Source organism: Photobacterium iliopiscarium (assembly GCF_003026395.1).
In the GTDB taxonomy this organism is placed as follows: Bacteria; Pseudomonadota; Gammaproteobacteria; order Enterobacterales; family Vibrionaceae; genus Photobacterium; species Photobacterium iliopiscarium.
The window spans coordinates 44958-66101 of record NZ_PYOO01000017.1 but is presented as its reverse complement, the minus strand read 5'-3'; the positions used below and the strand labels follow the sequence as shown (position 1 = coordinate 66101).

At 43.0% G+C, this 21144-nt stretch carries 18 protein-coding genes; 15 read left to right on the top strand and 3 right to left on the bottom strand.

Annotated elements, in window-relative coordinates; all coding sequences use genetic code 11:
- The 9 genes from C9J51_RS17520 to rpoC form a co-directional block, all read left to right on the top strand.
- Window positions 1-131 (top strand): EF-Tu C-terminal domain-related protein (locus C9J51_RS17520; protein ID WP_082955749.1); only part of this gene is annotated, 131 nt, incomplete at its 5' end.
- Between the two features lie 243 nt (window positions 132-374).
- A complete protein-coding gene (gene secE, locus C9J51_RS17515; protein ID WP_045038843.1) occupies window positions 375-752 on the top strand; it encodes a preprotein translocase subunit SecE in 378 nt (125 codons plus the stop codon).
- An 11-nt stretch (window positions 753-763) separates the two neighbouring features.
- Window positions 764-1309 (top strand): transcription termination/antitermination protein NusG, encoded by a 546-nt coding sequence (gene nusG / locus C9J51_RS17510; RefSeq protein WP_045038844.1) that lies wholly within the window; start codon window positions 764-766, stop codon window positions 1307-1309.
- A 124-nt stretch (window positions 1310-1433) separates the two neighbouring features.
- Entirely contained in the window at window positions 1434-1862 is a 429-nt protein-coding gene (rplK, locus tag C9J51_RS17505; protein ID WP_045038845.1) for a 50S ribosomal protein L11, read from the top strand.
- A gap of 4 nt (window positions 1863-1866) precedes the next feature.
- On the top strand, window positions 1867-2571 hold the full coding sequence (rplA, locus tag C9J51_RS17500) for a 50S ribosomal protein L1 (RefSeq protein ID WP_045038846.1): 705 nt from the start codon (window positions 1867-1869) through the stop codon (window positions 2569-2571).
- A 251-nt stretch (window positions 2572-2822) separates the two neighbouring features.
- Entirely contained in the window at window positions 2823-3317 is a 495-nt protein-coding gene (gene rplJ / locus C9J51_RS17495) for a 50S ribosomal protein L10 (protein WP_045038847.1), read from the top strand.
- A gap of 59 nt (window positions 3318-3376) precedes the next feature.
- Window positions 3377-3739: a 50S ribosomal protein L7/L12 gene (rplL, locus tag C9J51_RS17490; RefSeq protein ID WP_045038848.1), complete on the top strand. Its 363-nt coding sequence runs from the start codon at window positions 3377-3379 to the stop codon at window positions 3737-3739.
- A gap of 229 nt (window positions 3740-3968) precedes the next feature.
- A complete protein-coding gene (gene rpoB / locus C9J51_RS17485) occupies window positions 3969-7994 on the top strand; it encodes a DNA-directed RNA polymerase subunit beta (protein ID WP_045038849.1) in 4026 nt (1341 codons plus the stop codon).
- Between the two features lie 101 nt (window positions 7995-8095).
- Window positions 8096-12313: a DNA-directed RNA polymerase subunit beta' gene (rpoC, locus tag C9J51_RS17480; protein WP_045038850.1), complete on the top strand. Its 4218-nt coding sequence runs from the start codon at window positions 8096-8098 to the stop codon at window positions 12311-12313.
- Between the two features lie 201 nt (window positions 12314-12514).
- Here the strand turns inward: rpoC and C9J51_RS17475 are convergent, their stop codons facing one another.
- Window positions 12515-12994, bottom strand: coding sequence for an Rsd/AlgQ family anti-sigma factor (locus C9J51_RS17475; RefSeq protein WP_045038142.1), 480 nt, complete (start codon window positions 12992-12994; stop codon window positions 12515-12517).
- Window positions 12995-13143: 149 nt separating this feature from the next.
- Here C9J51_RS17475 and nudC point away from each other — a divergent pair, with 149 nt between their 5' ends.
- Both nudC and hemE read left to right on the top strand, forming a co-directional pair.
- Window positions 13144-13920: an NAD(+) diphosphatase gene (gene nudC / locus C9J51_RS17470; protein WP_045038141.1), complete on the top strand. Its 777-nt coding sequence runs from the start codon at window positions 13144-13146 to the stop codon at window positions 13918-13920.
- A gap of 84 nt (window positions 13921-14004) precedes the next feature.
- Window positions 14005-15072, top strand: coding sequence for a uroporphyrinogen decarboxylase (hemE, locus tag C9J51_RS17465; RefSeq protein ID WP_045038140.1), 1068 nt, complete (start codon window positions 14005-14007; stop codon window positions 15070-15072).
- Window positions 15073-15270: 198 nt separating this feature from the next.
- Here hemE and C9J51_RS17460 read toward each other — a convergent pair whose 3' ends face one another.
- Entirely contained in the window at window positions 15271-16182 is a 912-nt protein-coding gene (locus C9J51_RS17460) for a D-2-hydroxyacid dehydrogenase (protein WP_045040597.1), read from the bottom strand.
- 67 nt (window positions 16183-16249) lie between these two features.
- Between C9J51_RS17460 and C9J51_RS17455 the strand changes: the two genes are divergently transcribed.
- Together C9J51_RS17455 and brnQ are read left to right on the top strand one after the other, a co-directional pair.
- The gene (locus C9J51_RS17455) at window positions 16250-16837 is read left to right on the top strand and encodes a YjaG family protein (RefSeq protein ID WP_045040598.1); all 588 of its coding nucleotides are present in this window, start codon (window positions 16250-16252) and stop codon (window positions 16835-16837) included.
- Window positions 16838-17424: 587 nt separating this feature from the next.
- On the top strand, window positions 17425-18729 hold the full coding sequence (brnQ, locus tag C9J51_RS17450; RefSeq protein WP_107275256.1) for a branched-chain amino acid transport system II carrier protein: 1305 nt from the start codon (window positions 17425-17427) through the stop codon (window positions 18727-18729).
- Window positions 18730-18829: 100 nt separating this feature from the next.
- On the opposite strand, the gene C9J51_RS17445 is transcribed toward brnQ, so the two are convergent.
- Window positions 18830-19888: a CNNM domain-containing protein gene (locus tag C9J51_RS17445; protein ID WP_045038136.1), complete on the bottom strand. Its 1059-nt coding sequence runs from the start codon at window positions 19886-19888 to the stop codon at window positions 18830-18832.
- 228 nt (window positions 19889-20116) lie between these two features.
- Here C9J51_RS17445 and hupA point away from each other — a divergent pair, with 228 nt between their 5' ends.
- Window positions 20117-20389, top strand: coding sequence for a nucleoid-associated protein HU-alpha (gene hupA / locus C9J51_RS17440; protein WP_045038135.1), 273 nt, complete (start codon window positions 20117-20119; stop codon window positions 20387-20389).
- A gap of 43 nt (window positions 20390-20432) precedes the next feature.
- Window positions 20433-21107: a DUF1481 domain-containing protein gene (locus C9J51_RS17435; protein ID WP_045038134.1), complete on the top strand. Its 675-nt coding sequence runs from the start codon at window positions 20433-20435 to the stop codon at window positions 21105-21107.
- Window positions 21108-21144: the final 37 nt, after the last annotated feature.

The following is a 21144-nucleotide window of genomic DNA, read 5'->3' as shown; positions in this document are numbered from 1 at the left end:
TGCCTGGTGATAACATCTCTATGACTGTTACTCTAATCGCACCTATCGCGATGGATGAAGGTCTACGTTTTGCTATCCGTGAAGGTGGTCGTACAGTTGGTGCTGGTGTTGTTGCAACTATCGTTGCATAAGTCACGCTAATATCGTTGAATTTAATTTGACGACAGAGCACTAAAAAGGGCATCATTTGATGCCCTTTTTCTACACTCTAACTTGAAACTGCGTGTTTTTTGTTCAGGCTGTAGGAATGAAATTTCGTAAAGATGAAGTTTTTAAGAATGTTATTAAAGGCTTAGCCCTTTTTCTTTATCTTGGACCTCGCCCTCGCGGGGTTATTTCGTTTAGATGATTAAGACTAGTTACAGGTTGGTTGTATGAAAGCAAATGCCGAAAACCAAGAAAGCGAAAGCAAAATGGATGGCCTGAAATGGGTCGTGGTTTTTGCTTTGCTAGCTGCTGCTGTGGTTGGTAATTACCTATACAGTGATGTTTCTGTTGTTCTGCGCTCTTCTGCCGTAGTAGCCCTTGTGGTTATTGCTGGTATTTTTGCCGCATTAACAGCAAAAGGTAAATCAGTGGTTACGTTTGCACGTGAATCACGCATGGAAGTCCGCAAAGTAGTGTGGCCTACTCGTCAGGAAGCTACGCAGACAACCTTTATTGTTCTAGCAGTCACTATTGTAATGGCATTAGCCCTTTGGGGTATTGATGGCGTTATGGTCCGTTTAGTGCGCCTAGTTACTGGCGCGTGAGGTAAGAATTCATGATCGAAGCTCCAAAGAAACGTTGGTATGTAGTACAGGCTTTTTCAGGTTTTGAAGGCCGTGTAGCGCAATCACTACGTGAACATATCAAAATACATGGTATGGAAGAGCACTTTGACGAGGTTTTAGTACCGACGGAAGAAGTGGTAGAAATGCGTGCTGGCCAACGCCGTAAAAGTGAACGTAAATTCTTCCCTGGCTATGTACTTGTACAAATGGTGATGAATGATGAAACATGGCACCTTGTACGTAGTATTCCTCGTGTAATGGGATTCATTGGCGGTACTTCTGATCGTCCAGCACCTATTTCTGATAAAGAAGCAGATGCGATCTTAAACCGTTTACAACAAGCTAGTGAGTCTCCAGTACATAAAACAGTATTTGAACCAGGTGAAGTAGTACGTGTGACTGATGGTCCATTTGCTGACTTTAATGGTACAATCGAATCTGTTGATTATGATAAGAGCCGTGTTAAGGTTTCTGTATCAATCTTCGGTCGTGCAACTCCAGTAGAACTAGAGTTCGGTCAAATCGAAAAGAACTGATCAAATTCTGTTCGACTCGTATTGTCAGGGGTGTGGAATTAGGCTATAATTTCGCGCCCTTTCGTTAGACGGGGAGTCTATTTATTTAAAATAGACGTTTGAACCCAAAATTAGGTATATAGCAATGGCTAAAAAAGTAGAAGCTTACATTAAGCTGCAAGTTGCAGCTGGTGCAGCAAATCCAAGTCCACCAGTTGGTCCAGCTCTTGGTCAACATGGTGTAAACATCATGGAATTCTGTAAGGCGTTTAACGCTAAGACTGATTCAATGGAGAAAGGTCTTCCTACTCCAGTTGTTATCACTGTTTACAGTGACCGTTCTTTCACGTTCATCACTAAGACACCACCTGCTGCAGTTCTTCTGCTTAAAGCTGCTGGTCTTAAGTCTGGTTCTGGCCGTCCGAACACTGACAAAGTGGGTACTGTAACTGACGCTCAGATCCAAGAGATCGCTGAGACTAAAGCTACAGACATGACTGGTGCTGACATTGAAGCTATGAAGCGTTCAATTGCTGGTACTGCTCGTTCAATGGGCCTAGTGGTAGAGGGTTAAGATAATGGCTAAACTGACTAAGCGCATGCGCGTTATCCGCGACAAAGTAGATGCTACTCGTGAATACGACATCACCGAAGCTATTGCTCTTCTTAAAGAACTAGCTACTGCTAAATTCGTTGAAAGTGTTGACGTTGCTGTTAACCTTGGCATCGATGCACGTAAATCAGACCAAAACGTTCGTGGTGCAACTGTACTACCTAACGGTACTGGCCGTGACATCCGTGTTGCTGTATTTACACAAGGCGCAAACGCTGAAGCTGCTAAAGAAGCTGGCGCTGAGCTTGTAGGTATGGAAGATCTAGCTGCTCTTGTTAAGAAAGGCGAAATGAACTTTGACGTAGTTATCGCATCTCCTGATGCAATGCGCGTTGTAGGTCAACTTGGTACCATTCTTGGTCCACGTGGTCTTATGCCAAACCCTAAAGTTGGTACTGTAACTCCTAACGTTGCTCAAGCAGTTAAAAATGCTAAAGCTGGTCAGGTTCGTTACCGTAACGACAAAAACGGTATCATTCACACTACTATCGGTAAAGTGAACTTTGATGCCGCTCAACTACAAGAGAACTTAGAATCTCTTCTAGTTGCACTGAAGCGTGCTAAGCCATCTTCAGCGAAAGGTACTTTCATTAAGAAAGTAAGCATCTCTACCACTATGGGTGCAGGTGTAGCGCTAGATCAGAACACTCTGAAAGCGACTGTAGCGTAAACTAATTTGCAGAAGCGATAAGTTAGTGTATAATTTATCGCTTCCGAATTCGTGGCTGAGGTTGATTGGTTTCAATTGACCTCCGTCAAAGACCGTAGGTGTTTTTCGGAACTTAATTTACCTACGTAGACGGTGCCAGAACATGATTGATGTAAGTCTTTTTTGGATCTGCGCCGTAAAACTCTCCTGCCAACCGGCAGTGAGTGGTGTAAATACTGGGGTTACCCAGAAATTATCCAGGAGCAAATCCAATGGCATTAAATCTTCAAGACAAAAAAGCAATTGTTGCTGAAGTCAACGAAGCTGCCAATGGTGCCCTGTCTGCAGTTGTTGCTGACTCTCGCGGTGTTAGTGTGTGTGCAATGACAACTCTACGTAAACAAGCTCGTGAAGCTGGTGTTTACTTAAGAGTTGTTCGTAACACATTAGCACGTCGTGCAGTTGAAGATACTAACTTCGAATGTCTACAAGACTTCTTCGTTGGTCCTTCACTAATCGGCTTCTCTAATGAGCACCCAGGTGCTGCAGCGCGTCTTTTTAAAGACTTCGCTAAAGAGAATAAAAGCTTCGAGATCAAAGCTGCTGCATTCGAAGGCGCTATTGCCAACGCTGATGTACTAGCAACTCTACCAACTTACGACGAAGCTATCGCACGCTTAATGATGTGCATGAAAGAAGCGTCTGCTGGTAAACTTGTACGTACTATCGCGGCTGTACGTGATCAGAAAGAAGAAGCTGCTGCTTAATTGCCGCGTTTTATCTGATTACTATTTAAACTTATTGTTGACTTTAAAAGAGAATTGTTATGTCTATCACTAACGAGCAAATCCTAGACGCAGTTGCAGAAATGTCTGTAATGCAAGTTGTTGAGCTTATCGAAGCTATGGAAGAAAAATTTGGTGTTTCTGCTGCAGCTGCAGTAGTTTCAGGTGGCGCAGCTGTTGAAGTTGAAGAGCAAACTGAATTTGATGTTATCCTAACAGCTGCTGGCGCAAACAAAGTACAAGTTATCAAAGCTGTACGTGGCGCGACTGGTCTTGGTCTTAAAGAAGCTAAAGCTGTAGTTGACGGCGCTCCTGCTGCTGTTAAAGAAGGCGTAGATAAAGCTGAAGCTGAAGCTCTTAAAGCTCAATTAGAAGAAGTTGGCGCTTCTGTTGAAGTTAAATAATTATTATTTGATTTCATAGCCTTTTATGGCTATTGGCTGGTGGCAAAAATGCCACCGGCCTTTTTGCGCTATAGACTGGTGGTATTTTTACCTTGTTTTGTATCCACTGTCTGCGTAAAAAATATTCTAGTTTTATTGGAATATTCCTACTATAAAAACAACGATTAGTCACTACCCCCGCATGTGATATGGGGTAGTTTGGATCACTTATCAGCGATCTGAGGAACCTATGGTTTACTCTTATACCGAGAAAAAGCGTATCCGTAAGGATTTTGGTAAGCGTCCACAAGTGTTGGATGCACCATACTTGCTATCGATCCAGCTTGATTCTTTCCAAAAATTTATCGAGCAGGATCCAGAAGGGCATTACGGTCTAGAAGCTGCCTTTCGCTCTGTTTTTCCAATCCAGAGCTATAATGGCAATTCCGAGCTGCAATACGTTAGCTATCGTCTCGGTGAGCCGGTCTTCGATGTCAAAGAATGTCAAATTCGTGGCGTAACTTACTCTGCTCCACTACGCGTGAAGCTACGTCTGGTCATGTATGACCGTGATGCACCGGCTGGCACCGTAAAAGACATTAAAGAACAAGAAGTTTACATGGGCGAAATTCCGCTCATGACAGATAACGGTACATTCGTTATTAACGGTACCGAGAGGGTTATCGTATCTCAGCTACACCGTAGTCCTGGTGTATTCTTTGACAGCGATAAGGGTAAAACCCACTCCTCAGGTAAAGTGTTATATAACGCTCGTGTTATCCCTTACCGTGGTTCATGGTTGGATTTCGAGTTCGATCCTAAGGATAATCTTTTCGTACGTATCGACCGTCGTCGTAAATTACCTGCGTCTATTATCCTTCGCGCACTTAACTACACAACTGAACAGATTCTTGACATGTTCTTCGATAAGATTAATTTCGAAGTACGCGGCAAGTCTTTAGTTATGGAGTTGGTACCTGATCGTCTACGTGGCGAAACTGCAAGCTTTGATATTGAAGCAAACGGTACAGTTTACGTAGAGCAAGGTCGTCGTATCACTGCTCGTCATATTCGTCAATTGGCGAAAGATGGCATTGATAGTATCGAAGTACCTGTTGAATATATCGTTGGTAAAATCGCTGCTTGTGATTACATCAACGAAGAAACTGGTGAACTGATTGTTGCGGCTAACCAAGAATTAAGCTTGGAAGCATTAGCACTTCTATCTCAGGCTGGTCATAAGTCTATTCAAGTTCTGTTTACGAACGATTTAGACCATGGCCCGTACATGTCAGAGACACTACGTGTTGATAACAGTACTGATCGTCTAAGTGCATTGGTAGAAATCTACCGTATGATGCGCCCTGGCGAGCCACCAACACGCGAAGCAGCTGATCAATTATTTGAAAGCTTGTTCTTCTCAGAAGATCGTTACGATCTTTCTGCTGTTGGTCGTATGAAGTTTAACAGTTCTCTTCTTCGTGAAGAAATAACTGGTCCTGGTATTCTGAGCAACGACGACATCATTGAAGTGATGAAGAAGTTGATCGATATCCGTAACGGTAAAGGCGAGGTTGATGATATCGACCACCTTGGTAACCGTCGTATTCGCTCTGTGGGCGAAATGGCTGAAAACCAATTCCGTGTAGGTCTAGTTCGTGTTGAGCGTGCTGTTAAAGAGCGTCTAAGTTTAGGCGATCTTGATGCAATCATGCCTCAAGACTTAATCAACGCGAAGCCTATTTCTGCGGCAGTGAAAGAGTTCTTTGGCTCTTCTCAATTGTCACAGTTTATGGACCAGAACAACCCGTTGTCAGAAGTTACTCACAAACGTCGTATTTCGGCGCTTGGTCCAGGTGGTCTGACTCGTGAACGTGCTGGTTTTGAGGTTCGAGACGTACACGCGACTCACTACGGTCGTCTATGTCCTATCGAAACTCCTGAAGGTCCAAACATCGGTCTAATCAACTCGCTATCTGTATTTGCGCGTTGTAACTCTTACGGTTTCTTGGAAACACCTTACCGTAAAGTTGTAGATGGAAAAGTTTCGGATCACATCGAATACCTATCAGCAATTGAAGAAGGTCTATACGTTATTGCACAGGCAAATGCTGCGCTTAACGAAGATGGTTCTTTTGCTGATGAATTGATCACTGCTCGTCAGAAAGGCGATTCAGGTTTGCACCCACGCGACCATGTTCAATACATGGACGTTGCAACTAACCAAGTTGTATCTGTGGCGGCATCTCTAATCCCGTTCCTAGAACACGATGATGCTAACCGTGCCCTTATGGGTGCGAACATGCAACGTCAGGCAGTTCCTACTATTCGTGCTGATAAGCCGTTAGTGGGTACTGGTATTGAGCGTCAGATCGGTGTTGACTCAGGTGTAACTGCTGTTGCTAAACGTGGCGGCCAAGTTCAGTCTGTAGATGCTTCTCGTATCGTTATCAAAGTTAACGAAGACGAATTGATTCCTGGTGAAGCCGGTATCGATATCTACAACTTAACTAAGTACACCCGTTCTAACCAGAACACATGTATTAACCAGCGTCCAACCGTACTACCTGGCGAGCCAGTAGCACGTGGTGATGTTCTTGCTGATGGTCCTTCAACAGACCTTGGTGAGCTAGCGCTTGGTCAAAACATGCGTATCGCGTTCATGCCTTGGAACGGTTACAACTTCGAAGACTCCATCTTAGTTTCTGAGCGTGTAGTTCAGGAAGATCGTTTCACTACTATCCACATTCAAGAGCTTTCTTGTGTGGCGCGTGATACGAAGCTGGGTTCTGAAGAAATCACTGCCGACATCCCTAACGTGGGTGAAGCAGCGCTTTCTAAGTTGGACGAATCAGGTATCGTTTACATCGGTGCGGAAGTTAAGGGTGGCGACATCCTAGTTGGTAAAGTAACCCCTAAAGGTGAAACACAACTAACACCTGAAGAGAAGCTTCTACGAGCTATCTTTGGTGAAAAAGCTTCTGATGTTAAAGATTCATCTTTACGTGTTCCTGGTAGTGTTACTGGTACGATCATTGACGTACAAGTATTTACTCGTGATGGCGTTGAGAAAGACAAGCGCGCTCTTGAAATTGAAGAGATGCAGCTGAAAGAAGCGAAGAAAGACATCACAGAAGAATTCCAGATCCTTGAGGGTGGTCTTCTTGCTCGTGTACGTACGCTTCTATTATCTGCAGGTTACGGCGAAGATAAGATTTCTTCAATGAACCGCGATACGTTGTTTGCACTAACGCTTGACGACGAATCTTTACAAAACCAATTGGAACAGCTTGCAGAACAGTATGATGAACTGAAAGCTGAGTTCGATAAGAAGTTTGAAACTAAACGTCGTAAAATCACTCAGGGTGATGACTTAGCGCCTGGCGTACTTAAGATTGTTAAAGTATACCTAGCTGTTCGTCGTCGCATTCAACCTGGTGATAAGATGGCAGGTCGTCACGGTAACAAGGGTGTAATCTCTAAGATCAACCCTGTTGAAGACATGCCATACGATGAAAAAGGTCAAACTGTTGATATCGTACTAAACCCATTGGGTGTACCGTCACGTATGAACATCGGTCAGATCCTTGAGACTCACTTAGGTCTTGCGGCGAAAGGTATCGGTGACAAACTTAACGATATGCTGAAAGAACAGCAGGAGTTACATAAGTTCCGTAACTTCCTACAACGTGTTTACAATCTTGGTGATACTCGCCAGAAAGTTGACATTGCTGAACTATCAGACGACGAAGTACGTACTTTGGTACAAAACCTTCGTAAAGGTCTACCAATTGCAACGCCTGTATTTGATGGTTGTCCAGAATCATCTATCAAAGAGCTGTTACAACTTGGTGATCTTCCAACGTCTGGCCAGCTGAAGTTGTTTGATGGCCGTACTGGTGATGCATTTGAGCGTCCTGTAACTGTTGGTTACATGTACATGCTTAAACTGAACCACTTGGTTGATGACAAGATGCACGCCCGTTCTACTGGTTCTTACAGCCTTGTTACTCAGCAGCCGCTGGGTGGTAAAGCTCAGTTCGGTGGTCAGCGTTTCGGTGAGATGGAAGTATGGGCGCTTGAAGCTTATGGCGCAGCGTACACCCTTCAAGAAATGCTAACCGTTAAGTCAGATGACGTTAACGGCCGTACGAAGATGTATAAAAACATCGTTGACGGTGATCATCGTATGGAACCTGGTATGCCGGAATCATTCAACGTATTGTTGAAAGAAATCCGCTCGTTGGGTATCAACATCGAGCTGGAAGACAAATAAGCTTGGGTTAGTCACCTATACTTATTAGTTACTCCGGTATAAATATGAAGGCGCCAGTAGTCCTGGCGCCTTTATGGGTCAACTCCTCACAGGAGCCGAATGTGAAAGACTTACTTAAGTTTCTGAAAGCACAACATAAGACCGAAGAATTTGATGCTATCAAAATCGGTCTAGCTTCACCTGACATGATTCGTTCATGGTCTTTTGGTGAAGTTAAAAAGCCAGAAACAATCAACTATCGTACCTTCAAGCCTGAGCGTGACGGTCTTTTCTGTGCACGTATCTTTGGCCCAGTAAAAGACTACGAGTGTCTTTGTGGCAAGTACAAGCGCTTGAAGCACCGTGGTGTGATCTGTGAAAAATGTGGTGTTGAAGTTACTCAGACTAAAGTACGCCGTGAGCGTATGGGTCACATTGAGCTTGCTTCACCTGTTGCCCACATCTGGTTCTTAAAGTCACTTCCATCTCGTATTGGTTTGTTAATGGACATGCCTCTACGTGATATCGAACGTGTTCTTTATTTTGAATCATACGTTGTTATCGAACCTGGTATGACCAACCTTGAGCGTAGCCAGCTGCTTTCTGAAGAGCAGTACTTGGATGCACTTGAAGAGTGGGGCGACGAGTTCGACGCGAAGATGGGCGCAGAAGCGGTTAAAGCACTTTTAGGCAATATGGACCTAAATGCTGAAATCGAAAACATGCGTGAAGAGCTAGAAGAAACTAACTCTGAAACCAAGCGTAAAAAATTAACCAAGCGTCTTAAATTGGTTGAAGCATTCCTACAGTCTGGAAACAATCCTGAGTGGATGATCCTGTCTGTACTGCCAGTATTACCGCCGGATCTTCGTCCGTTGGTACCACTAGACGGCGGCCGTTTCGCGACTTCAGATCTTAACGATCTTTACCGTCGTGTTATTAACCGTAACAACCGTCTGAAGCGTCTACTTGACCTGGCTGCTCCTGATATCATCGTACGTAACGAAAAGCGTATGTTGCAGGAATCTGTTGATGCATTACTAGATAACGGTCGTCGTGGCCGCGCTATCACAGGCTCTAACAAGCGTCCTTTAAAATCTTTGGCTGACATGATCAAAGGTAAGCAAGGTCGTTTCCGTCAGAACTTGCTAGGTAAGCGTGTTGACTACTCTGGTCGTTCTGTTATCACCGTAGGTCCATACTTACGTTTGCATCAGTGTGGTCTTCCTAAGAAGATGGCACTTGAGCTATTTAAGCCATTCATCTACGGCAAGTTAGAAGCACGTGGTCTTGCGACTACTATCAAAGCTGCTAAGAAGATGGTTGAGCGCGAAGAAGCGATTGTTTGGGATATCCTAGACGAAGTTATTCGTGAACACCCAGTAATGCTAAACCGTGCACCAACATTGCACCGTCTTGGTATTCAGGCGTTTGAACCAATCCTTATCGAAGGTAAAGCGATCCAGCTTCACCCACTAGTGTGTGCGGCATACAACGCCGACTTCGATGGTGACCAGATGGCGGTTCACTTGCCATTGACTCTTGAAGCGCAGCTTGAAGCGCGTGCTTTGATGATGTCTACCAACAACATCCTTTCACCTGCATCAGGTGATCCGATCATCGTACCTTCTCAGGACGTTGTATTGGGTCTTTACTACATGACGCGTGATCGTATCAACGCGAAAGGTGAAGGCATGTACCTTGCTGGACCAGCGGAAGCTGAGAAAGCATACCTTACTAAGACGGCTGAGCTTCACGCTCGCGTTAAAGTTCGTATTACAGAATTTGTGAAAGATGAGCAGGGTAACTTCGTCGAGAATACTGGACTAGTTGATACTACTGTTGGTCGTGCAATGCTATGGCCTATCGTTCCTAAAGGTCTGCCATTTAGTCTTGTAAACACTGAAGCACTTGGTAAGAAGCAGATTTCTATGCTTCTTAACACTTGTTACCGTACTTTGGGCATGAAAGATACTGTTGTCTTTGCTGACCAAATTATGTACACAGGTTTTGCTTACGCGGCACTTTCTGGTGTATCTGTTGGTATCGACGATATGGTTGTACCTGCGGCTAAGTACACTAAGATCGCTGAAGCTGAAGCAGAAGTTGCTGAAATTCAAGAACAGTTCCAGTCAGGTCTTGTGACTGCTGGTGAACGTTATAACAAAGTTATCGATATCTGGGCTACAGCCAACGAACAAGTTGCTAAAGCGATGATGGATAACTTGTCTTTTGAAACTGTTATTAACCGTGACGGCGAAGAAGAACAGCAAAAATCGTTCAACAGTGTATACATGATGGCCGATTCTGGTGCGCGTGGTTCTGCTGCACAGATTCGTCAGTTAGCAGGTATGCGTGGTTTGATGGCTAAGCCGGATGGCTCAATCATCGAAACGCCGATCACTGCAAACTTCCGTGAAGGTCTAAACGTACTCCAGTACTTTATCTCTACTCACGGTGCTCGTAAGGGTCTTGCGGATACAGCACTTAAGACAGCGAACTCCGGTTACCTAACGCGTCGTCTAGTAGACGTTGCACAAGACGTAGTTATTACAGCAGATGACTGTGGTACTTACGCTGGTATTACCATGATGCCTCTTATCGAGGGTGGTGATGTTAAGGAACAACTAGGTGATCGTGTTCTAGGTCGTGTTGTTGCTGAAGACGTTCTACTTCCTGGTACAGAAGAAGTTCTAGCGCCACGTAATACACTTCTTGATGAGAAGTGGTGTGAGATTCTAGAAGCTAACTCTGTTGACCAAGTTAAAGTACGTTCTGTTGTAACGTGTGAAAACGACTTTGGTTGTTGTAAGTTCTGTTACGGTCGTGACCTTGCTCGTGGTCACCTGATTAACTCAGGTGAAGCAGTAGGTGTTGTTGCCGCTCAGTCTATCGGTGAACCTGGTACACAGCTTACAATGCGTACGTTCCACATCGGTGGTGCGGCATCAGCAGCAGCAGCAGATAATAAGATCGTAGTGAAAACTACCGGTTCTATGAAGCTGCATAATGCGAAGTTCGTAACTAACAATGCTGGTAAGCTTGTAATTACTTCACGTGCATCTGAGCTAAGTATCATTGATAAGCTTGGTCGTACGAAAGAGAACTACAAACTGTCTTACGGTACGTTGCTAACTAAAGGTGATGGCGCCGAGGTTGTTGCTGGTGAAACAGTAGCAAACTGGGAAGCACACACCATGCCAATCATCACTGAAGTGGCTGGTCGTATCCAGTTCGTTGATATGATTGATGGCGTAACAGTTTCTCGTCAAACAGATGATCTAACAGGTCTATCTTCAAGCGAAGTAACTGATCCAGCAGCACGCCCAGCAGCAGGTAAAGATATGCGTCCAGCTATCAAACTTGTTGATACTGATGGTAACGATGTAATGATCCCTGGTACTGAAATGCCAGCTCAATACTTCCTACCTGGTAAGGCGATTGTTCAGCTTGATGACGGCGCAATGGTTGGTATCGGTGATACATTATCTCGTATTCCACAGAAATCTAGTGGTAACCGAGATATCACGGGTGGTCTACCACGCGTAGCTGACTTGTTCGAAGCGCGTAAGCCTAAAGAACCAGCTATCTTGGCTGAGATTACGGGTGCAGTATCGTTCGGTAAAGAGACTAAAGGTAAGCGTCGTTTAATTATCACGCCAACTGATGGTCAGCCGTACGAAGAGATGATCCTGAAGCATCGCCAACTTAACGTTTTCGAAGGTGAAAAAGTTGAGAAGGGTGACGTAATTGCTGATGGTCCTGAAACTCCGCACGATATTCTACGTCTACGTGGTGTTCACGCAGTAGCAGAATACATCGTTAACGAAGTACAGGAAGTTTACCGTCTACAAGGCGTTAAGATTAATGATAAGCACATTGAGACTATCATTCGTCAAATGCTACGTAAGGTAACTATCACTGTTTCTGGTGACTCTGACTTCCTAGAAGGCGAGCAAGTTGAATTCTCTCGCGTAACGATTGCTAACCGTCAGCTTGAAGCTGAAGGTAAGACATTAGTAAGCTTCACTCGTGACTTACTAGGTATTACTAAAGCATCGCTTGCGACTGAGTCATTCATCTCAGCAGCATCGTTCCAGGAAACAACACGTGTACTAACAGAAGCAGCTGTTTCTGGTAAGCGTGATGAGCTTCGTGGTCTGAAAGAAAACGTAATCGTGGGTCGTTTGATCCCAGCGGGTACTGGTTTCTCTTATCACCAACGTCGCCAGAATCAACGTAATGTTGAACTGGAGCCAGTAGCACCACAAGTTGATGCAGAGCAAGCCTCTCAAGACTTAGCGGCACTATTGAATGCAGGTCTTAACGACGAGAATTAATTCTTATCGTGACTGATTCTAAAAGGCATCCTTCGGGGTGCCTTTTTTATTGGCTGCGATTTAAGGTTTAGTTTTGGCAGAGTTAGAAAGTGGGAAAAATGATCCCGAGGTGCGAGGTGATAGATTTTATTCGACATGAGAAATAGGTGGCAGCAAGCTCACTGCCACAATAATGAGTGATATTGCTATGGGTGCTGGTGGTTAAGCACCGGGTGGGCAAGCAAGGCTATCACTGATTAATTCAATCAACTTATCTTCTAGCGCAAAGCGTGATTCCATTAATTCACCAATTCTTGATAAGTCATTATCAAGGGTTTCTAATGGGTCATGATCATTAATGGCGCCATAGTGATCATTAAAGTTTAATAATGGTTCGGTGGTTAGGGCGATTTTTGCATAGAGGGCAGACATTTCTTCTGTGGGTGAAAAGCCTGTTTGATGCCAGCGTGCCATTACGTTATCGTAAATCTTGAAGTGACCTGCTGAAATATAATCAACGAGATCTTCACTAAATAAACATAATTTGGACGCGGTAGGTAGATGACGATTTTCATCGTTGGGTGTGATGCCGATTAATTTACAGTAATCGATCAGAAGTTGCTGGCGCATCATTAGCCATTGATCAATAACATCGTTATGGCCGCCCCATTCTTTTTTAACTTGTTCAAATTTACTAAGCATGAGCACATCCTCATGATCTATCAGCATCTTAATGTCGATGCTTGTGCGATCCGGCTCTTGATACAAGAGATATGATTTCGGATAAATATTCCGTTTCATAATTAGATTGCCAGTAAATTTACGCCGCTGCAAGGATGAAAGTAATAAAAATGTTAAAAAATGAGAATCTGGCTTATTGGTGTGTGACTAGAAATGGCAAGTTATTGTTACAAAACGGCTGTTTGCCTTTATGTTCAAGTGAACAGCTTATTTGTAGCACAATAACGAAACGTATCATTGGGTATTTTGATTCAATACCTGTGTATTGGTTGATTGCAGAAAGTGGTTTTGATGAGGCTGATTTCTTTAATTTAAGGCTATTACTGGCTGGTGATAGTACGTTATTTGCTTTGGCGGGTAGATCTATTCAACTTGCGTATATGCAGCAAAGTCAGCGCTTTTGTTGTCATTGTGGGCATCAGCTGCAATTAGATGCCAACGTGCTAGCGATGCATTGCTCAGATTGTGACAGTGTGCATTATCCTCGTGTATCACCTTGTGTCATTGTGGCGGTTCGCAAAGGTAACCAATTATTATTAGCTCAGCATCCTCGTCATAAAACGGGGATGTATACCGTGATTGCGGGGTTTATTGAGCCGGGCGAAACTGCTGAGCAATGTGTCGCGCGTGAAGTACTAGAAGAAACCGGGATAACAGTTAACAATATTCGTTATTTTGATAGTCAGCCGTGGGCATTTCCATCTAATTTAATGCTGGGGTTTACCGCTGATTACGCTGGTGGTGAAATCAAGCCTGATTATGAAGAATTAACCGATGCAATGTGGGCCACCGCTGAGCAGTTACCTGAAATTGCGCCTGTAGGTACTATTGCACGACGACTTATCGATACCGCTTTGATGTTGAATAATGAAAACGATACGCATTAATCAAAGTTTGACAAATAATTGCACTCGGTTGTTAAGATTAATGAGTGTTACAATATGACCCAGAATTAACCCGTGGAGTCTCAAATGAGCGAATTAAAGAATGACCGCTATCTGCGTGCGTTGCTGAAGCAACCTGTAGATTGCACACCAGTATGGATGATGCGTCAGGCTGGACGTTACTTACCTGAGTATCGTGCAACACGTGGTGTTGCTGGTGACTTCATGTCGCTATGTAAAAATGCTGAATTAGCCAGTGAAGTAACGCTTCAACCTTTGAAACGTTTTCCGTTGGACGCTGCGATTTTATTTTCTGATATTTTGACCATTCCTGATGCAATGGGATTGGGATTGTATTTTGAAGCTGGTGAAGGTCCTAAATTTAGTCATCCAATTACTTGTAAAGCTGACGTTGAACGTATTGGCGTACCTGATCCTGAAGGTGAATTACAATATGTGATGAATGCAGTTCGTCAGATTCGTCATGATTTGCAAGGTGAAGTACCCTTAATTGGTTTCTCTGGTAGTCCATGGACACTAGCGACATACATGGTTGAAGGTGGTAGCTCTAAAGCTTTCACTAAGATCAAAAAGATGATGTACGCTGAGCCTCAAACATTACATCTATTGCTAGATAAACTGGCTGATAGTGTGGTTGAATATTTAAATGCTCAAATCAAAGCTGGTGCGCAAGCGATAATGGTATTTGATACGTGGGGTGGTGTTTTAACCCCTCGTGATTACAATGAGTTTTCATTGCGTTACATGCATAAAATCGTCGATGGTTTAATTCGTGAGAATGATGGTCGTCGTGTGCCCGTAACACTATTTACTAAAAATGGTGGTATGTGGTTAGAGCAAATTGCAGCGACGGGTTGTGATGCGATTGGCCTCGATTGGACGATTGATATTCGCGATGCTAAACGTCGTGTTGGCGATAAAGTCGCCCTTCAAGGTAATATGGATCCATCGGTACTTTACGCTCAACCTGAACGTATTCGTCAAGAAGTTGCTTCTATTCTAGACGGCTTTGGTGATACAGGTACTGGTCATGTCTTTAATTTAGGCCATGGTATTCACCTTGATGTACCGCCTGAAAATGCAGGCGTGTTTGTTGATGCTGTACATGAGCTATCAAAGCCATACCATAAATAATTATCACTTTAGAAGTACGTTTTAAACGGGGTATTTCTTTTGCGGTTAAAAAAACCACGCCTTTTGGGTGTGGTTTTTTTTTGTCATTATTTAAAGGGTACTTAAAAAGTCGTACAAGCCAAGCAGGATCTTACTAGGATCGTTATTGTTATTAATATGTAAGCTACTGATAATATTAATAGTTAGTGGTCTAATCTATTAATAACCTCTTTTAAAATCAATCAGATAGTTGAGTTTTTGCTGTTGTTGAAAACGGAAGTAGTTAGCTTTAAATATAGTAAATACTTGTTCTGGGAAGCTTTCTGCTGCGATGTGCGGCGTAATGGTGATCTTTGGGTGATGCCAGAATGGATGATCGGGTGTGAGTGGCTCTGTTTTGAAGACATCAATAAAAGCATGACAGAGATATTGTTGCTCTAATGCCATTATTAACGCTTGTTCATTAACAGCATTACCACGACCAACGTTAAAAAATAGCGCATTTTTGCAATGGCTAAAGCGATCTTGATCAAAAAGATCATCGGTGTCTGTGGTCGCCGGTAAAATGGAAATGACATAGTCTGCTTGAGTCAGTGCGGTGTTTAAAGCTGTGATGGAATAAGTTTGTTGAAAATCCGTGCTGGCAGTGATGCCACTGCGGTTAACACCAATGATATGGCAGCCAAACACCGCTCCAACCTTGGCTAAATGCTGGCCTATGGTGCCTGTGCCGATAATCACCATGGTTTTACCCGCCATGGATTGATAAGGATGTGATTGCCAATGTGATCGTTGTTGTTGCGCTTTATATTGAGGAAAATGACGCTGGTGGTTGAGAATGTGACCCAAGATATATTCGGCAATCAGAGGGCCAAAGATCCCGCGAATATTAGTGAGTTGATAGTCTTGCCTTATCTCCGGTTTAATGAGCGCATCAATACCTGCATAAGTGGATTGTAACCATTGTAAATGTGGATATTCTGCTAAATAAGGGGCAATTAAAGGAGGATCAGCAAGCAAGACCATTGCTTGTTGCGGATCTTCGGTTATTTCCAGTTGTGGTAACTGTGCGTTAGTCAGTAATTGTACATAACGTTGCTGTTGGCGAGAGACGATCTTAATTTTGATCATGCTTTTCCTTTTGTAGCCTTCGTTTATCAAGTAAACTTCAATCTAAATCACTACTGTAGATTATCCCATGCTTAAGAATCCAATCCAGTTACGTTTAGAAAAATTAGAACCTTGGCAACATCTGACTTTTATGGTGTCGTTATGTGAGCGTATGTATCCTAACTATGCCTTTTTCTGTGCAGAAACACAGTTTACAGATGGCCAACGTTACCGAGTGATCTTAGATAGTGTGTGGGAGATCCTCACGATTAAAAGTGCCAAAATTAACTTTGAAGGTCAGCTTGAAAAGTTAGAAGACATGGTACCAAGTGAAAATGATTACGATCTATATGCTGTACGTCCAGCGATTGATGCTTGTGTAGCACTTGCGGATCTTTTACATGCGATGTTAGATCGTGATCTGATGATGGAAACTGTCGTTAAGTTAAGTGCTTTATCTGCTGAAACTGTAGCGGATTTAGAATCTGCGCAAACAGGCATTGAAATCACTAACGAAAATCAAAAAGAAAATGAAGCGGTATGTGCTGAGTGGGATACTCAGTGGGAAATTTTCCGTGCGTTAAAAGAAGCGGAAGGCCGTGATATTGATTTGATTAAAGATTTACGTGCTGAATTGCGTGATGAGCCAATCAGTAATATCGGTATTGAATTATAATTAGCCATTAAATGGTTAAATAAAAAAAGAAGCCAATGGGCTTCTTTTTTTTTGTCGGTGTTATTTTATTGTTCAATATGTTGCTTAATCATTATTTGAACTGTAATGAATAAGTGAGCTTAATGACGCAATAACTAGACATTATATTTTTCATGTTAATTATTTGTTGAATTCACATCAGTTGTTTATTCTGTTTTTAAATTTAAAAAGCAGTGAATATGACTGGTTATAGAGTGAACTTTACGCCATTCCACTTATTTTGTTTTGGCTATTGTAATTGTAGTCCTTTGGCGTTTATAACATAACCACTGCGTAGCATTTCCGTTACGCCATTCGTGGTCTGTTAGTTAGAAGGAGGCAAGTATGAAATATTCTATCGTAAACACTGTTGTATCTTGCTTCAGTTCAACTACCGTTGTTAATAGCAAATCTATTGCTACTTCGCTCCTCCTGCTCTCTTTGAATCTTATTCAAGGCTGACAGGCCATACCTATTTTTCTGTCAGCTTGTGAGCAAGCTAGCAGGATCTACTACGTTATATCCCATCTCGCTTTCTCCAAGCTGAAAAATAATTACCAAGGAATACTATGTTAAGTGCACGTAATATCGCCGCCTTAGGCTTCATGACTTTTGCCATGTATTTAGGCGCGGGAAATTTAATTTTTCCTCCCTATTTAGGTTACCAAGCAGGGGATAACTTCCTAAGTGGTATGGCAGGTTTTTTATTAACAGGCGTTGGTTTACCAGCAATAGCATTGGTGATTGTGGCTTGGGTGCGTGGGTCTGATAATTTAACTGCGGCATTACCTAAACCGTTAGCAACCAGCTTTTGGGTGATGTTGTTTATTGTTATTGGGCCTGCCTTTATTATTCCACGTACTATTACCGTGGCTTATCAATTTAGCTTGGCGCCTTTTATTGGTGATAGTGGTTTAATTCCTTTTTCTGCTTTGTTCTGTTTAGCGGCTATTTTATTTTCGTTATATCCAGGTAAGTTAGTTGATACCTTAGGAAAATGGTTAACGCCGCTGTTGTTGACTATTTTAACCATTATGGCGGTGGTGGCGGTGTTGTATCCATCGGGTCAAGTGGACGTTGCATCAGGCCCTTATGCGACGGGCGCGATGGCTGAAGGTATGACTCAAGGTTATATGACTATGGACGCACTGGGCTCAATTGGTTTTGGTTGGGTGATTTTCAGAGCGATTGAAGGTATGGGGGTTAAGTGCCCGAAAGCTATCGCGAAATATACCTTTATTGCTGCAATTATGTATGCATCAGCGATGGCGTTAGTGTATTTATCATTGGCATATATTGGCGTGACCAGTGCTAATTTAGGGACTGATTTCTCAAATGGTGGTGAGATCCTTACTGCTTTTACCAATGCGCATTTTGGTGCTTTCGGTATTATTATCTTAGGTTCTGTGTTGGTGTTGGCATGTTTGACGACTGCGATTGGTGTTACAACCGCTGGTAGTGAGTTTTATAGTCGCAGCTTTAGTAAAGTCACTTACTCTAAAAGTGTCTGGGTAATTATGGCGCTATCAGGTCTTATTGCGAATGTTGGTTTAGCACAGTTATTAGAGGTGACCTTACCGGTTGTGGTAGCACTGCACCCGATTGCGATTGCATTGTTATTGATAGCGCCATTGCGTCATCAATTATCGCAAACTGCGGTATTAACCGTTATGGCGACAGCGGCGGTATTTGGTTGTATTGATGCGGCACATATTCTTGGTGTAATGCCAACAGCGGTTGATAACGCTTTAACTGCGCATTTACCGCTATATCATTATTATGCTGGCTGGATCTTACCAACGATAGTGGTATTGGTGGTCGGTTGGGCTGTTAGTCGCATGAGTGGCTATAGTTATTGCGTGGATAATAATTAATTTATACATCGTGATTATCGGTTGCGGTTATAATGAAATAACAACAATAAAAAAGGGACCGTAATGGTCCCTTTTTTGTGGTTAGTATTAAGGATGTTGATTACATATCATCATCATTATTTTCAATCATCTTATGTTTTTTCTTCCACTTGTCCCAACGTTGATAAGCCAGTTGCTGCATGTCTGTATTTTTGTCTGCTTCATCAACAATTTCTTCGCCGACTAAACTTTCAAAAATATCTTCCAGTGTTACAAGGCCTTGCACTGTACCGTATTCATCAACGATAAGGATTAACTGTGAACGCTCTTTCATTAAGCGCTCAAATGCTTTTGGGACACTGACATTATTCATGATCACGGGTAAGGGACGCATTAACGCCCCCAGTTCCTGACCACCTTTACCCGCTTGGCTTTCTGCAAACAGCTCTAAACGGTGGACGAAGCCGACGATGTTATCACTTTGCTCGCTGAATATTAACGGACGAGAGAAGGGACTGCTTTTATATTTGTCTAAAAATTCGTTGATGGTTTGCTCGGCATTGACACGGAATAATACCGGACGTGGGGTCATTATCTTGGTGACGCTAACATCTTTAAATTGCAGTAGGTTGGTTAGGATTTTAGACTCACCAGCACCCAATTCGCCTGATTCATGGGCTAGCATAGCCATCGCTGATAATTCATCACGTAGTTTCGGTTGGACGTGACCATGAGCAAGACGACGGGTTATTTGTTCCGAGACCCATACTAATGGCATTAATAAGACCACCATCCAACGTAAGATTATGGCACTGGTTGGCGCTAATTGACGCCAGTAAGTTGCACCGATTGTTTTTGGAATAATTTCTGACAGTAATAAAATACCAACGGTCAATGCACCTGAGAATACACCCAACCACTCACTACCAAAGACAACGGTTGCTTGTGCGCCTGCTGTTGCTGCACCGACGGTATGAGCGACAGTGTTTAGGGTTAGAATTGAGGCTAAGGGTCGATCTATATTATTTTTGAGTGCGGCAAGTTTAGCTGCTGAGGGGTGGTTTTGTTGACGTAAAGTGCCGATATATCCCGGCGAAATACTCAATAAAACCGCTTCTAAAACGGAACAAATAAACGACACCCCTATTGCTACAGAGATGTAAATCGTAAGCAGTACCATATCAACCTGTCAATTAATCAGCGAATTTCGGCTATATTAATCGGGGCTAGTGGAAATAAAAACAACTCTTTTTTGAATGTTATTAGTAACATTTTGTGAACTTTAGCTCAGTTTATGGTTAAAGAGTCTCCATTTAGACAGATAAAAGCCGACAAACCTTTGCCACATGGGCTTCTTTTGAATTAGAGTTGGACAGTATTAAGCCCAAAACCTTAGAAGGGAAACCTAATGAACAAGACCCAACTGATTGACCTGATCGCAGAAAAAGCAGACTTGTCTAAAGCACAAGCAAAATTAGCATTGGAAGCTACTCTTGAAGGCGTTACTGATGCGCTTAAAGATGGTGACCAGGTTCAACTAATTGGCTTTGGTACATTTAAAGTGAATCATCGTGCAGCACGCATTGGCCGTAATCCACAAACAGGTGCGGAAATTCAAATTGCTGCTGCTAACGTACCTGCGTTCGTTTCGGGCAAGGCACTTAAAGACGCGTTAAAGTAATTGAAAATAGCGCCAGTTTGCATTAGCGGCTGGCGTTTTTTTTATGACACGTATAACGCTTTCTCTGGCGGTTGTATTTTTACTTACAGGCTGTGCGGCAAGCGACATGGCTGAAAATGCAGTAATTACGCCAAAAACTATCACTGTTGCTCAAATGGCAACTGATGGTCCTCATTTTTATTGGTATACCTTCCGTCCTAATCTGCCTATAAAGCTCAGTGAGCGTGTTTTCACCCCAAATCAAGGACAATATCAAGCTAATTACCGTTGGCGTTCAGGACAGCTGTTTGAGCTCTATCAACAGGGGCAGCAACATATCGATGGTTCTCTGGTTCCATTCCAATTGCAATTACGGTTTGATAGCCATGGTTTAGCGGTGTTTCAGCGTTATCAGCAGGGGAAAAATATTATTCCGCTAACCAACGCTAAAATTGACAAATTACGTCAGCAAGCGAAAGTACTGGCAGCCACCGTCGAACAACTGTCTGATCATCAGCAAACGTGGGTTCAAGGGCATTGGCAACAACAGCAGTTTATTCCTTGTCAGCAACAACAGCCGGTAGAGGTGATTGCTCAATCTACCGCTGATAAATTATCGGGTCAGGGGTATATGGCGGTAAGTGGTAAGTTACAGCAGCAGCAATTGGTGGTTGATGACGTGTTATTACAACGTCAACAGCAACAGTGTTTGGTGGCACCCAACTTATTGAAAGACTGATTCGCAGCAATACTGGTTGATGAATAATATTAGTCAT